General features: G+C 57.4%; 13 protein-coding genes. 8 read left to right on the top strand and 5 right to left on the bottom strand.

The features are described 5' to 3' along the window. Window positions 1-574: 574 nt before the first annotated feature. The 5 genes from sulP to U9R25_00235 all read left to right on the top strand — a co-directional run bounded on the left by sulP (window position 575) and on the right by U9R25_00235 (window position 7103). Window positions 575-2326, top strand: coding sequence for a sulfate permease (gene sulP / locus U9R25_00255; GenBank protein ID MEA3334310.1), 1752 nt, complete (start codon window positions 575-577; stop codon window positions 2324-2326). 6 nt (window positions 2327-2332) lie between these two features. Continuing rightward, window positions 2333-3565 carry a 50S ribosomal protein L11 methyltransferase gene (locus tag U9R25_00250; GenBank protein MEA3334309.1) on the top strand — a complete coding sequence of 411 codons (1233 nt, stop codon included), beginning with the start codon at window positions 2333-2335 and terminating at the stop codon, window positions 3563-3565. Between the two features lie 587 nt (window positions 3566-4152). Then, complete coding sequence (locus tag U9R25_00245) at window positions 4153-4989, top strand: META domain-containing protein (protein MEA3334308.1); 837 nt, start codon at window positions 4153-4155, stop codon at window positions 4987-4989. Window positions 4990-5040: 51 nt separating this feature from the next. Further along, window positions 5041-5532 (top strand): DUF1269 domain-containing protein, encoded by a 492-nt coding sequence (locus tag U9R25_00240; GenBank protein ID MEA3334307.1) that lies wholly within the window; start codon window positions 5041-5043, stop codon window positions 5530-5532. Between the two features lie 275 nt (window positions 5533-5807). Further along, complete coding sequence (locus U9R25_00235) at window positions 5808-7103, top strand: sodium:proton antiporter (GenBank protein ID MEA3334306.1); 1296 nt, start codon at window positions 5808-5810, stop codon at window positions 7101-7103. Window positions 7104-7427: 324 nt separating this feature from the next. Here the strand turns inward: U9R25_00235 and U9R25_00230 are convergent, their stop codons facing one another. Next, a complete protein-coding gene (locus tag U9R25_00230; protein MEA3334305.1) occupies window positions 7428-8075 on the bottom strand; it encodes a CBS and ACT domain-containing protein in 648 nt (215 codons plus the stop codon). Window positions 8076-8404: 329 nt separating this feature from the next. On the opposite strand from U9R25_00230, the gene U9R25_00225 reads away from it, so the two are divergent. Then, a complete protein-coding gene (locus tag U9R25_00225; GenBank protein MEA3334304.1) occupies window positions 8405-8770 on the top strand; it encodes a hypothetical protein in 366 nt (121 codons plus the stop codon). A 487-nt stretch (window positions 8771-9257) separates the two neighbouring features. Further along, a complete protein-coding gene (locus U9R25_00220) occupies window positions 9258-11609 on the top strand; it encodes a lamin tail domain-containing protein (protein MEA3334303.1) in 2352 nt (783 codons plus the stop codon). On the opposite strand, the gene U9R25_00215 is transcribed toward U9R25_00220, so the two are convergent. Then, window positions 11610-11975 (bottom strand): AAC(3) family N-acetyltransferase, encoded by a 366-nt coding sequence (locus U9R25_00215; protein ID MEA3334302.1) that lies wholly within the window; start codon window positions 11973-11975, stop codon window positions 11610-11612. A 167-nt stretch (window positions 11976-12142) separates the two neighbouring features. Between U9R25_00215 and U9R25_00210 the strand changes: the two genes are divergently transcribed. Then, window positions 12143-12634 (top strand): hypothetical protein, encoded by a 492-nt coding sequence (locus U9R25_00210; protein ID MEA3334301.1) that lies wholly within the window; start codon window positions 12143-12145, stop codon window positions 12632-12634. 50 nt (window positions 12635-12684) lie between these two features. Here the strand turns inward: U9R25_00210 and U9R25_00205 are convergent, their stop codons facing one another. The 3 genes from U9R25_00205 to U9R25_00195 all read right to left on the bottom strand — a co-directional run bounded on the left by U9R25_00205 (window position 12685) and on the right by U9R25_00195 (window position 15076). Further along, window positions 12685-13227, bottom strand: a complete 543-nt coding sequence (locus U9R25_00205) for a hypothetical protein (GenBank protein MEA3334300.1) — start codon at window positions 13225-13227, stop codon at window positions 12685-12687. Between the two features lie 12 nt (window positions 13228-13239). After that, complete coding sequence (locus U9R25_00200) at window positions 13240-13671, bottom strand: phage tail protein (GenBank protein ID MEA3334299.1); 432 nt, start codon at window positions 13669-13671, stop codon at window positions 13240-13242. Window positions 13672-13741: 70 nt separating this feature from the next. Beyond that, window positions 13742-15076: a hypothetical protein gene (locus tag U9R25_00195; GenBank protein ID MEA3334298.1), complete on the bottom strand. Its 1335-nt coding sequence runs from the start codon at window positions 15074-15076 to the stop codon at window positions 13742-13744. Window positions 15077-15092 lie beyond the last annotated feature (16 nt).

Below are 15092 nucleotides of genomic sequence, written 5' to 3'. Positions count from 1 at the left end.
CTGGCCTGTGGTTTCAGGTCGTGACGCAGAGCAAGCGTTGGGTTCGTTGATGGCGCTATAGGTCGGGGTACCTACTCAAAAAATCACACCGCTCCTGAAACCTACACGATCGGTCTCGATTATAACCGCAACATGGCAGTTCGTCAAACCGTGCGCGTATGTGCCACGTATCACAGAAATGCCGCGTTTGAGGCGCCAATAAGGGGCAAGGTCGGATAACCCACCCCCCGGCCCCCTCCCAAACTGGGAGGGGGAGATGCCTGCGAAGTAGCGTCATACCAACTTCCCTCCCCGGTTCGGGGAGCCCTTCGCTGTCGTTTCCGCAGGACTCCGGAGCGAAGCGGAAGGAGCCGCGCACGGGCTGGGGGAGCGGTCAAAATCGGAACAAGCATTTCAGGATTGAATCGTTTCATGCTATAATTGAACACCTGCTGGCTTCTGACCGATGACGGCAGACCGCGGACCGCCGGTAACAACCAATAGTTAGCGGTCTGCCGTCCGTCGTCTGCTGTCTTCTGAGCATATTGTTACCTGCGTAACTCCAGTTGCCAGATGAGTATGACAAGGAGATATTGTGAGCGCAACCACCCTCACGCGCCAGAAGTCCAGGCGCAGCCTGAAATCGTTTTTTCCCATTCTCCAATGGCTGCCCAAGTATCAGGCATCTTATTTGAGAGTGGACGTCATCGCCGCCCTGACAGTGTGGGCACTGCTGGTGCCTGAAGCCATGGCCTACGCCGGCATCGCCGGCATGCCGCCCGAAACCGGACTCTATGCCGCCCCGCTGGCCCTGCTCGGCTACGCCATCTTCGGCACATCGAGACACCTGAACGTTGGACCCAGTTCCACCGTGGCAGCACTCTCCCTGAGCGTCGTAGTCGGTTTCGCCGCGGTGGGCAGCCCTGAGTTCATCAGCCTCACTGTTGCCCTGGCCATCCTGACCGGCATTCTGCTGGTGATCGGCGGTCTGTTGCGGCTGGGCGTGCTGGCCGACTTCCTCTCCCGCCCGGTGTTGGACGGCTTCATAGTAGGCGTTGCCATCACCGTAGCCGTGGGCCAGTTGGATAAGCTGCTGGGCTTCATACCGGAGCATCCGAACTTTGTTCCGGAACTGCTGGCCTTCATCGGCAATCTCGGTCAAACGCACGGGCCGACCTTTATCGTGGGGATGATCAGCCTGGCGGCCCTATTCCTCATGCACCGCTACACGCCCAAGATCCCCGCGGCCCTGACGGTCATGGTGCTGGCCATCCTGGCCTCCGGGCTGCTGGACCTGGAATCCTACGGCATTCATATCGTGGGCGAGATCCCGGCCGGCCTGCCACCATTTGGCCTGCCCGGGGCAATCCCGCTGAACGAGATTCTTGCCCTGCTGCCAGGAGCAGCGGCCATCGCCCTGGTGGCCTTTTCCGAGTCAATCGCGGTAGCCCGCACCTATGCAACCAGGTTCAACTACAAGGTTCAAGCGGATCAAGAATTGATTGCTCTCGGCGCATCGAACGCCGGTTCCGGCTTCAGCGGCGGCTTTGTGGTGGACGGCAGCCTCTCCAAGACGGCTGCATCGGTAGATGCGGGTGCCACGACCCAGATGGTGTCGATCATCGCAGGCATCGCCGTGCTGATCACCGCTGCCTTTCTGACGCCCCTGTTTTACTACCTGCCCGAGGCTACATTGGCTGCTATCGTCATCCACGCGGTCTTGCACCTGATCAGTTATAGGCCGGTCTGGAAGTACCGCAAGGTCACCCCTTTAGACTTCTGGACGGCCCTGGTGGCCACGTTGGGCGTGCTTGCCCTGGGTATTCTCCAGGGCCTTCTTCTGGCCGTCTTCCTGGGTTTGCTCGGCCTGCTTATTGGATCCAAGAAAAGGACCACGTCCGTTCTTGGCAAGGTGCCTGGCGAAGTCGCTTACCGCGCCCTGGAGAACTTCCCCGAGGGAGAAACCTATCCGGGCCTGTTGATTGCCCGTTTCGACGGTTCATTGTTCTTTGCCAACGCCCCTGAGTTCGCCGACGAGTTGCGCATGGGGGTGGAAGTGACCGAGCCCTCGCCCAGGGTGATATTGGTGGACGCCGAGTCGATCAACGACATCGACGCCACGGCGGTGATTACGATCAAGGAATTGGAAGAAGAGTTCGAGCGTGTGGGTGTGGATCTACGTTTCGCGCACGTCAAGACCCATGTCATGGACATCATGCGCCGGGCCGGTATCGAGGAAGCGGTCGAACCACAACACTTCTACATAACAATACAGGATGGTGTCGACGCGTTTCTGGCCGAGCCGGAGCGCGTAGATGAAAACACGTCGGTGACCGGCGAACTGTGATCCAAAATGTACGACTTGAGTTCTGTCGACACCCTTGAATTCCATCGTTCCATGCTCGACGACAGGGAACGCATGGATGCCTACTATCGGGCGATACTTGAGGTCGTAAAGCCAGGTGACGTGGTGCTGGATATCGGCAGTGGTACCGGCATACTGGCCTACTTCGCCTGCCTGGCGGGCGCCCGTCATGTCTATGCGGTAGAGCAAGGGTCGGTCATCGAACTGGCACGTGCGCTCTGCCGGCACAACGGCTGCCAGGATCTCGTGACCTTTCTCAACGATTGGTCCACTCACATCGAGCTACCAGAAGCGGCAGACGTCCTGATTACGGAAACCATCGGCAACGCCGGCTTCGACGAAGGCATCATCGGTTGGGTGAATGACGCCAGAAAGCGTTTGCTCTCGCCCGACGGAAAAATCATTCCCTACGCCGTCGACCTGATCGCCGTACCCATGCAAAGCAAGGCTGCCTATGACTCGGTGGCCGACTGGTCGGACGATCTTTATGGCTACGATTTCGGACCCGCCCGGCGCTTGGCCGCCAATCAGATGGTCTTCACCTACCTGCCTCCCGCATCGTTTCTAAGCAAACCGGTTACCCTGGACCATGTCGTGTTGAACGATAGCACGAGAGATGGTGACAGGGCGGGCGGTGCGAGCATTGCTTCGGTAAACCGGGATGGTTGGGTGCATGGGTTGGGATGCTGGTTCAGCGCCGAGTTGGTCCCAGGTCTGATACTCTCCAATCGACCGCCGGACAGAGCGCCCAGTTGGGGCCACGCTTTTCTGCCGCTGGAGGAACCGTGCAAAGTTTCCGCTGGCGACCAGTTGGAACTGGCGATTCACACCAGTGCCAACTCGGCCCACTGGCACTGGCAGGTCAATCGGATCAGACGAAGCAACGGGGAAAAAAGAGTCCTGTCAAGCGACCAACACACGACCCTGAACGGACAAATCGTCGTAAAGAAGCCGGGCTTGAAGAACCTGAGCCCCGCGTTGAACGAAAACGCTACGATTGATCTCTTCATTCTGCAGCAAATGGATGGCGAGACAGCCGTTGAGGAAATTTCACGCAGGCTGCAGAAACGCTTTTCATCACGCATGGCGGACCCGCAGCTGGCGCTGGAGCGGGTGCGCAGCGTGATCAGGCATTATGGTCTGGAGAGGGGAAGTGGGGAAGTAGATGAGGAAACAGGTAGACAAGTAGACAAGGAAACAAGTAGACAAGGAAACAAGTAGACAAGGAAACAAGTAGACAAGGAAACAAGGACACGAGGACACGAGGACACCAGTAGACAAGTAGACAAGGAAACAGGTAGACAAGTAGACAAGGAAACAAGTAGACAAGTAGACAAGGAAACAAGTAGACAAGGAAACAAGTAGACAAGTCAGCATGATCGTTGGAGCACCAGCAACGATGAAAATGAAGGCTGGCACAGTCTGGCCCACTTCGCTGGCGCTGCGGGGTGCTTCGCAAAGACCGGCCACGGCAGCACGCTACGCCAGCAGGCGTGCCGAGAGGCAGCAAGCGGTGCGTGACGTCAGCAGACGGTGCGTGAGCTAGCTAGCCGATCCGTGAGGTAAAGCGAGTAGCAATTTTCAGGACAGTAGACAAGTTAGCCGATGCACCGGCTGAACTGCCCCCGTTCCCAAAGGGATGCCTCGCCGGAAGGTGGGCATTCGCATCGGCGAGGGGCCACAATTGACCATTGACCACTGACAATTGACAATTGACATTTAGCCCGCTTCTTTTCCTTTGACGGCCTGAGTGGTATACTTACCGCAGATATGATGACATGCCATGCCGGCAGGAGAACCTGGAAACCATGAATGCCTTTCGATCCATTTCCCGCACGCTGAGTCTGCTTATTGTGGGCACGTTATTTCTGACCGTGATCCTGTCGTGTGCGGCACCCGCAACGGAACCAGCGGCGGGTGATGATGATAATGATGCGGCAGCAGACTCTGCATCACCGCTGGCTGCTACCAGCTGGATCCTGCACACCATCGAAGGGCAAGACGCCCTGCCAATCGCTCCTGCCACGGCAAACTTCGGCGACAACATCGTGCAGGGTGTCGCCACCTGCAACACCTATTCCACAACCTATTCCGCCACCGGCGATACGATCAATATCGCTCCTCCGACCATCAATGCGATCTTCTGCCCGGCAGCATTGACCCAGCAAGAGTTGGCTTTTGTGTCTGCCCTGGAAACGGCAGCCGTCTACGAAATCGTGGACGGGGTCCTGATCCTGCGTGATGAAGCTAGCAATGAGCTGGCAACCCTGGTCGCCGCGCCCACCACTGTATCCGACACGGCATGGCGAGCGACCGGCTACCTCAACAGCAAGGGTGGCATGGTAACTGTGATCGAAGGCTCGGTCATCACGGCCGCTTTTGGCACCGATGACTCCCTGACCGGATTTGGTGGTTGCAACGACTACACAGGCACTTACCGGGTTGAAGGTGAAACCATCAAGGTTGCGCCGGCCGCGACGACAAAAAAGGCGTGCTCGGACCCAAGCGGAGTCATGGACCAGGAAAGCGACTACCTTGCTGCGCTGGAACTCGCCGCCACCTTCGATTTGCAGGGCGCTCGTCTGGAATTCCGAGATGGCGAAAACAAGCAAGTCGTCACCTTTGTCTACGATACACGGCAATAGTTTTTTTAGCCCAGGGGCCATCCCTGGAAATAACCGCCCAGGAGGGTAACCATGTCAGACTTGATTGTAATGACTTTCGACGACGCGGATGAGGCTGCACAGGTTCGCGAGTCCATTCGCAAAGGGGAACATGCCGGCCGCATGAGTCTTGACGACTCTGCAGTCGTCGTCAAGGACGAAGAAGGTAAGGTCCATGTCAAAAACCAGATGGACCGTGGCGTAAAAATCGGAGCCGTCGGCGGCGGTCTTCTGGGCTTGCTCCTGGCAGGCATCTTCTTCCCCATCGGCGGCATCGTGCTCGGTGTCCTCGGCGGCGGGTTGATCGGCGCGTCTCTGGATAAGGGCATCAGCAAGAGTTTCGTCAAGGAGGTAAGCGATCAGCTTACTCCGGGCACTTCGGCCCTGTTCATTATCGTACGGGACGCCGACCCCAACTATGCGCTGGGTGTGCTTCGCAACTACGAAGGGCATATCTACCAGACAACCCTTGATCAAGAGACTGAGGACCAGCTGCGCGATACACTGGAAAAGCCCAAGGACTAGCTGATTGGCAATTGTCAGTGGTCCATTGTCATATGTCACATTGATCGGGTTTGACGAAGGATTCACACCACCAACTATCGCCAGCGAAGTGTCTCGACGTGTGAATACGTCGAGATGTTCCGCTGGCGGCACCTGCTCAAATGGGATATGGTCAATCGATAGTTGTGAATTCGCTGAAAACGTCCCATATAGCTGCGCACCAAACTCTTCCCGCCCAATTCTCTCCGCTTGAGCAAATTCTTCCAGGGTGAAGTTGATCTCGTAAGGACCAGCACATGGACACGATCGGTTTTGCGGCGATCCTGCTTTCCCTTCTTGTTTCCGCGGCCATCTCCCGACGGATTCAGGGTACAATCATCACCCTGCCGATGGTGTATGTCACACTGGGCTTGCTGATCGGCAGCAAAGGCCTGGGATTGGTGACGCCTGCCAGCGACAGTGAGTTGATCCATCTTGTTGCTGAACTCACGCTGGTAATCGTGCTGGCCTCCGACGCCTCCCGTATCAGTGCAAAGCGGCTCTTGCGGGAGCATGAGCTTCCAGCCCGCTTGCTGGGCATCGGATTACCCCTGACAATGTTGCTGGGGACCGTGGTGGCGCTTGTCATGTTCCCAAGACTGAATATCTGGACCGCAGCGATTCTGGCCATTTCCCTGGCTCCGACCGACGCAAGTTTGGGCCTGGCCGTCGTGAGCAATCCGAAGGTCCCGGTGAGAATCCGCCAGGCACTGAACATCGAAAGCGGCCTGAACGATGGCATCGCCATGCCCTTTCTGTTCCTTGCGATCGCGTTGGCGGTGGCCAGTAATACCTTTTCAGGACCACTTGACTGGATAATGTTTGCAGTCAGACAGATGGTTCTCGGTCTTATCGCCGGCGTCGTTGTCGGTTACCTGGGATTCCATTTCATCGCGTGGGGTAATAGAAGCAAGTGGATGTCGCGTGCGTTTCGCAAAGCGGCAAGCGTGGCAGTCATTCTACTGGCTTATGCACTGGCTGAACTCATTGGAGGCAGCGGATTCATCGCGGCATTTTGTCTGGGAATCACGGCTGGTAACCTGAAAATACGAGACGATGCGGCTGAGGACATTGTCGAGTTCGTCGAGGTCGAGGTACAGGTCTTGATCCTGTTGACCTTTGTCCTGTTCGGCGCGGTGTTGTTGCCCCAGGCACTGGATCAAGTCGATGGTGCTGTGGTCATCTATGCCATAATCAGTCTGACGTTGATTCGCATGGTACCGGTGGCCATCAGTCTGCGAGGCACCACAGTACGACCAGCAACGACATTGTTCCTGGGTTGGTTTGGCCCGCGCGGTACGGCATCCATAATCTACGTTTTCACCGTGCTTGAATCTAAAGTGGTCGCTGGATCAGATCTCATTTTCAGTGCAGCCCTGTTGACCGTTTTTCTCAGCGTTTTCGCCCATGGAATCACTGCAGCACCGCTGTCGAAGCGCTACGGAGATACCATGCGAAAATTCGACGCAGCAAAGCCCGGGACGGCTGAAATGGCTCACCGTCAAGAACCCCGGTTGCGTGCCCATCCGCCCGCCAGGAATCACGCCCAATAGAAGCGAAGCTGGTCAAGGTGGCGATAATTGGGCAATGGTCGTTTACGCCCGACGGTACTAAAGTGATACCACTTTGAAACCAGGGGTCTGAAGGTGGCCACACGAGCGGTGATGATGCTGGCAAACTCCTGGTCTCTTTCAGGAATCACTTTAGCGAGCGAGATCGACGCGGCAGTCTCATACACGGCTGAGAAGATGGTTTTTTGGAGAGACTCTGAGATTGCCACGTCAGCACGCCACGCCAGCAGGCGTACCGTGAGGTAGCAGGCGGTGCGAGAGCTAGACGGTGCGTGAGCTAGCTAGGAGATCGAGCGACTGGGGAAATCAGACTTCCCTGGCATCCACTACATGATCGCCAAGCGATTCGAGTGTATCCACCAGCTCGGCCTGGCTCACTCCCTGAACTTTGACCACAAGTTCCCGTTCCCCGGGCGTCTGGTAGCCGAAGGACCCAACAGAGACGATATTTCCACCCAGATCGAGTATGGCCTGCGACAATGCTGCCAATACGCCCTTCCTTTCCGGCACTTTGAGGGCCAGGCGCACACCAGACTCGCCGCCGCCGAACATTTCCACGAAGGTCTTGAAGATATCGGTCTCGGTGATCACACCGACCACCTGCCGGCTGTCGTCGATCACGGGCAGGCCACCGATCCTGTTGTCGACCATCAAGCGCGCCGCGTCTTCGATAGGTGTGTTCGGGGAGACCGAAACGACGTTTTTGGTCATGAGTTCTCCAACATCGATCTTCGATAACAGATATTGCAGTTCCCAAACACTCAGAGAAGATGCGGGGGACGGGGAGGCATACAACAGATCGCGCTCAGACACGATTCCGACGAGTCTTCCCTTCTTATCCACCACTGGAAGTCGTCGAACCTTGTTCTCGCGCATGAGTTGCAGGGCTTCCTGAAAGGGGAGATCGCGGGTCACCGTTACTGGATTCGCGTTCATGCGGTCACGTACAAACATGGGATATCCTCCGATTGCATCGAAAAGCCGGGTTCCTGGTCAGAACGCTCGCGGGCATAGCTGAGTATACCACCGCGCCCAACGGGGGTCAATGGCTCGATGAGCGGTTTTTCGCGTGTGGACATTTTGTAGACCCACTATGCTATAGTAAGCAGAGTCGACAATCGTTTGTCCAGGATAGGCCTGGAAGTCCAGCGGTCGGGTTCGCTTGAGGAGGTGATGATTATTGAGTTTGAACCGCCTGTGGAACGCTGCGCCTTGAAGCAAAAAACCAAGACTCAGTTCCGAATGGGGATTTCGAGATCACGAGAAAATCCGAGGCGCAGTCGGTGGGTGATGGCATCAACGAAATTACATCGTGGACCTTTGACTTCCTCCAAGATCCGAATATCGAAAACTTTTCCAAAGACGTTGAGCTAACAGAAGCCAGGCTCACGCTGCTGCTGGAACCGGGTAGAAGCGATGTGTACAGCGACACCGTGAAGACAGGTGGACTTTCCGCGATCAGAATGCCGTCGAGCGTGCCATCTTCCGTTGGGGTACCCGTCGCCGCGGTACTGGATCTGCTTTCCGCTCTCCCGGACGTCAATGGAAAGAATCTCATCAACAAGATGGGCGATCTGGACTCCATCCTGGTGACCTATGAAGACGATTCCATCGTCTGCTTCGCCGAGCTGGATCTTACCCAGGATTAGGGAAACCAGGTGCCGGGCGGCCGGAATGAGGGAGCCGCCAGCGATGCAAGCTTCCCGGCAGCCTGCTCCCGGCGCGTCCGGCACCTCAAGTTGTATCTTCCTTCGAAGTTGCGTATCGAACTACCTCACACCTCTCGGTGGCCTTACCTAGCTCTCGCACCGCTTGCTAGCGTCACGGTACGCCTGCTAGCTCTCGCATCGGCTGCTGCCGTGGCGTGCCAGGCCGGCACGCTTGCTAGCGTTTTCGGGAGTGACGTCGCCTCGTAACCGTCATTCCCGCGGTTCCCGCGTCCGCGAGGATGACTGCGGGAATCCAGCCGCTTACTACCCGCGCGAGCAGATAATCCCTGCCTTACAACCTCTGACCACTGATTCCCATCGAATTCGATACACTATCTCCTTCGATCTGGCATTGCGCGGTCGACGATCTGATGGTATCATGGAAAGAGACTCCTTGAGATTCGTTTAGCACGAGAGGCTGCTTCCTATGGAACAATACCTTCCAGACTGGTTCATCGAGATATTTCGCGAGGCGAGGACCCTCGACAGGGTTGCATTCGCGTTCATATCTTTGCTCATCATCATCGCTGCCGTCATCCTCCCGATTGCGCTGCTCTCTTCTTCAGAACCGCCCCCGCTGATCGCCGAGTTGGCATCAGGCCTGGATTCTCTGGAACAGACCGACTCACTATCGCCCGATGAGGCTGTAGTGGTTTCTATCGTTGCTTCGCAAAGCGAATTACACTCCGGTCCGGGACAGGACTCTCATCCTGTTGGCAGCGTGACCGAGGGCCAGAAGTTGAACCTGGTGGCTACCTCAGAGGATGGCCAATGGCACAAGCTGCACACCGGCGAATGGATCGCTGCCGACGCAGTGGCCGAGCCACCGGCTGAACTGCCGGTAGAGGAAGCTGTTGCTGAGGCCGATTCAGATGAACCAACTGCACCTCAGGTGGATGAAACGGCGGTCGAGGCGCAGCCCGACGATTCCGTCGAACCCAGCGCAGCAACGGCGCCAGCTATCGCCAACTTCGCTGCCGAACTGAGAGCCGGCCCTGGCCAGGATAGCGACACCACAGGCAGCGTGGCCGAGGGCCAGGAGTTGAACCTGGTGGCCACCTCCGAGGATGGCCAATGGTATCAACTTGAAAGTGGCGGATGGATCGCAGCCGATGCATTGGAAGACCCGCCGGCCGACCTGCCGGTTGCTGCAACCGAGGAAGAGACCACTGCTGACGAACCTTCCACAACAGAGGACGAAGAACCGGCTGAGGAAACACAAGCTGACGGTGTCCGTCCGCGGCTTGAAGCCCTGGCCGCAGCGGTTGCCAACTTCGCTGCCGAACTGAGAGCAGGCCCTGGCCAGGATAGTGACACCGCAGGCAGCGTGGCCGAGGGCCAGGAGTTGAACCTGGTGGCCACCTCCGAGGATGGCCAATGGTATCAACTTGAAAGTGGCGGATGGATCGCAGCCGATGCATTGGAAGACCCGCCGGCTGACCTGCCGGTTGCTCTACCGGAGGAAGAGACCACCGCTGACGAACCTTCCACAACAGAGGACGAAGAACCGGCTGAGGAAACACAAGCTGACGGTGTCCGTCCGCGGCTTGAAGCCCTGGCCGCAGCGGTTGCCAACTTCGCGGCCGAACTGAGAGCAGGCCCTGGCCAGGATAGTGACACCGCAGGCAGCGTGGCCGAGGGCCAGGAGTTGAACCTGGTGGCTACCTCAGAGGATGGCCAATGGTATCAACTTGAAAGTGGCGGATGGATCGCCGCCGATGCATTGGAAGACCCGCCGGCCGATTTACCCGTTGCTTCTTCGGAGGAATTGACCGAGGCGGGCGAGCAAGAACCAGGCGACTTCCGCCCAACCCTCGGCCAGGTGACATCGGCTGTGACAAACCTGGCAACGGAATTAAAGGCGAATCCCGATTGGGATGCTGCCGTGACAGGCATCATGGCCAAGGGCAGGGAACTGATTCTGGTCGCCAGATCTGAGGATGGCAACTGGTTCCAGGCGCAAAGTGGCGAGTGGATCGCAGCCGAGGCATTGGAAGACCCGCCAGAGGACCTGCCGGTTGCTGCAACCGAGGAAGAGACCACTGCTGACGAACCTTCCACAACAGAGGAGGAAGAACCGGCTGAGGAAACACAAGCTGACGGTGTCCGTCCGCGGCTTGAAGCCCTGGCCGCAGCGGTTGCCAATTTCGCTGCCGAACTGAGAGCCCGCCCCGGCCAGGATAGTGACACCGCAGGCAGCGTGGCCGAGGGCCAGGAGTTGAACCTGGTGGCCACCTCAGAGGATGGCCAATGGTATCAACTTGAAAGTGGCGAGTGGATCGCCGCCGATGCGTTGGAAGACCCGCCAGAGGACCTGCCGGTTGCTGCACCGGAGGAAGAGACCCAGGCCAGCGCTGCCCAACCGAGCTCCGATTTTGAGCAGGTGCCCAGAAACGAGATTCGTATCACGGCGATCCGAAAGATCGGAAGCAAGGGGAAAAACGAACCGAATGAGTGGGTCGAGATATCGAATCTGGGTGGCACGTCGCGCGACCTGACCGGTTGGCGCCTGGAAAGCGACCGGCGGGGCAATGACGACGGCCAGATATTCCACTTCCCTCTGGATTTCGTGCTCGAGCCAGGCCAATCCTGCCGGGTGTTCACCAACCAAGACCACCCGGAATGGTGTGGCCTGAATTTCCACCACGATTACGGCGAGATCTGGGACAACATTTATCCCGATGCAGCGGTTCTAATCGATAAAGCAGGGATGGTCGTGGACGGTCTCTGGTATCGATATGGGGACCTGGACCCGTATACCGGGATACCACAGCGCTAATCAGCGCGCACAGAGCACACCAGTATCCGCGGAAAGGGCGCGGGTCGTTGTTCGGACCATGCCTGCAACATTTACGAGACGAACGGCTGTGTTGCCGATACTGGTGTCTCGCTGGATCCCCTGCTCCAAAAACAACGGCTCCATTCGGTTGAAATCGCGTGGCGTACCGTACCGGTGAAGCATGACGTGGCGGAACGTCTGCTCACCGTTGACGATGATCCGTGCCCGGGCAAAGCCCGGCTGCATATGGTATTCGACCCCGACCATCTCTTCCACGTAGTGAAACATCGTGCTCTTTTGATGGTCAACTCCGATCAGCAGAACAAAGCTGTCGGGCATCTTTGCCAGCCTTCCGTAGGGAGACAACTCGTCTGCTGTAGATGCCTTTCAGCAAATTGTCCTGGTCGACGACGAAGAGTTCAGCCAGGTGGTCCAGGAAGCCTCCGAAATAGACGACCGCGCGGAGTTACTGGCCTTCGTCGGCGGGGCAATATTTGGGTTCATCGCCAAAATCGACACTGCATCAACTTCCGATGAAGATCGATATCTTCGACCTGAGTCCCTTTGAACCGATTGCCCGCTACAGCCTGGTCATGGCACTGGCCTTTGTTGGGGGTAGCATCATCAGCGTCCTCTTCAGCAACCCGCTGGCTGGCGGTGTCGATCTGCGCGCGCTGGCTGTCTACGCCGTCCTCGCTGTCGTGGCGGTGCTGGTGTTCTTCCTGGGCATGCGTGATACGCACAGGGTGCTGGCAAAGACGAAAAAAGAGGAATTGAAAACAGTCGACCGCAAGATCATCGGCCTGTTCAGATCGTTGCCGGCCGGTGAGGAGGGCGCGCAAAATCGGGATTTCGAGGCCGCTGCCACCGAGTTGAATCTATGGTCGGCCTACGAAAAGCGATTAAAGGGTGCAAGAACCTGGCCCTACAATACCGGAATGATGCGGGCGCTGCTCCTGTCCGTGTGCCTTCCTGCTGCCACATCCATTGCCCAACATTTCCTGGTCAAGTGGATCGGCGGCTAACAGAGCGGAGTGCCCACTTTCTGTCCGGAGACAACGATAACGAAATCCCATCAAGTGTGGTATGTCAAGTTAGGGTCTTTCATCTGAACGTGCAGAAACCCGTCCAGGTGAAAGACCAGCCTCGCCGAATGGGGCTGACGTCGTTCCAGCGGTTCGCTGCTGAAAGCCTGCTCATAGAGACTGGCCTGGAAATCGGCGAAGCGCAGGTAACCGGCATCGTCGGGAGCTTGTGACAAGGTTACGGTCCGGGTCGACTCCAGTACGCGCAGTACCTGAACCCCTATGGCGCTACAGAGCTTGTGCATCTGTTGGTAATCCGCGGCAAGGCAGCGTATCTCCACTACCAGCCGGCCAGGACGCTCTTCGGCAAAACCTTCGGCCGGTGAATCCAGAGCAGCCGGACGCCGGGTTATTCGAGCCCCATCGGCCGTAACGCCGCCGAAGTCCCGATAGCCAATCGGGATGACGAACACCACTGCCCGCCGATCCGGGATTTCGTCAACCTGGGGTGGACCAAGGCGAACCAGAGCAGCTGAGCCAAACACCCGCTCCAGGGACGCTCGAAGCTGTTTAGCAAGCTGGATCATGTTCATGCCAATTCAATCCTAGCCGCGCTCGATCTTCTCAACCACGACCTCGAGTTCCTCTATCAGGGCACCGGGCGCCGCAGCATCGAGCTCCAGGCTCTTCCAGCGGCAAGGCCAGGCCTCAAAGAAGTTGTACCGGAAGATCTCGTCACCAGCCTCATCCAATACGATGATCGAACCAGATCTTCTTTCGGCCTGCCCATCCATCACTGCCTTGTACCACTGCCACAATTCATCGGTGTTGACGTAGCCCCGCTTGAAGATGATGTTGGAATAGGTCGTTCGGCCAGGACGTTTTCGCACAATCATGTCGTTGCCGTCCACATAGGTAATCACTGCGGTACGCGCTTCGATTCCCTCGACGGCGGTAAAGGCCGCGACGGTTACACCGTTAATCTCGATTTTGAATTTATTCTTCCCAATATGATCCATTGGTCGTCGGGTAGGCATGGGTCGATTCCTCCTTCCTAATATGAAAGGCAATTCCTCAACCAGGGTCACAGAAATCGGCAAGGAGCGATCATTCTTCAACGGTATAGAGACTGCCGTTCAGGATCACTTTGCCGTCACTGCTGCGGCTGGTACGCGTCACCACATAGCTGGTGGTGTCGTCGCTGGCATAGACCACAGCTGGCAGATCTCCAGCATCGGCCAGAGAAGCTGACAGGATGCCCGATGCGGCCGCGAAGTCAGTGTACATCAGCAACTTATCACCGGCCGGCGACAATCCTGCAGTCCAGGCCGAATAATAGAGGGGCGGCAATTCCATTGGTTGAGATGTGGCAAACATACCCTCCCGTGTGGTGACCCCGCTGAAGTCATAGACTGGTATAGCAGTGCCATCGGGAACCTCGACAACATAAAACAGGTTGATCTGGTTCTTCAGGTCCTGGCTTTGAGCGAGGACCACCACCTGGCTACTGTCGGCGGACCAGGAAAGAGCGATGGGCCTGGCGGGGACCTCTTGCCAGGGCGGCAGAGCAACCTGCATTTGATCGGTCGTGAGAACCTGTTGTGGTCCACCCGATGGATCAGCCAGATCAATGGTCCACAGGCCGTTCAAGGGTGAGCCCGACAGCGTATCCATGGCCCCGACCAGCAAAGCTGCCCTGCTACCGTCGGGCGAGACGGCCCACGGCCCGTCCATGTAGAAAAACTCGTAGTCCCACCAGATCAACTGGCCCATGAGTTCATCGCTCACATCGGCTACCAACTCGGGCTCACCCCCTTCAGGGGAGATTCGCATCAATTGCAGGGTAACCTCCTGGAAGGAAACAGGCAGGCTGCGCCAGAAGTAGATCAGGCCGTCCTCCTGATTCCACATGGGCAGATAGTCCAGGAAATAGCTGCCAGCCTCCGGATCGCGCCAAAAGCCTTCCAGGCCATCGTCGGTCAGGTTGACAAACGATCCATCTGCCACGCTGAACATCCAGATGTCGCTTTCATCGCCCAGTTGCAGGGGATTCTCAGAGAAGGCAATGTGGGCGCTATCCGGTGACCAGACCAGTTGGGCAGGATAGCTCGAATAGGCGTCGGGCTTCTGAGAACAGGCGTTTCTGGCGTCGGCGAATGTGTAGATACAGACTTCGGTGACCCGGGTTTTCTGACGCTTGCCGGTTGACTTGACCCAGGCGATGGCCGAACCGTCGGGAGAGAGGGCCGGTAGCAGCACATCTTTTTCCCCGACCACTTCGTTCACCGGACGCTGGGTCAACACCTTGACCGGCGGGTTGTCTCCGATCAGGTCAATGGATTCCGTGATATCCGGCTCTGCATCCGGCTCCGACTGACAGGCGCCGAGGGTGAGCATGGCGATGAGAGCAAAAACAATCAACGTGATAGATTTGTGGTTCATGACAACCTTCCTTTTT

It is taken from the genome of Chloroflexota bacterium, assembly GCA_034717495.1.
GTDB lineage: Bacteria > Chloroflexota > Anaerolineae > JAAEKA01 > JAAEKA01 > JAYELL01.
The sequence above is the reverse complement of the archived record's forward strand: the minus strand, read 5'-3'. Positions and strand labels throughout refer to the sequence as shown.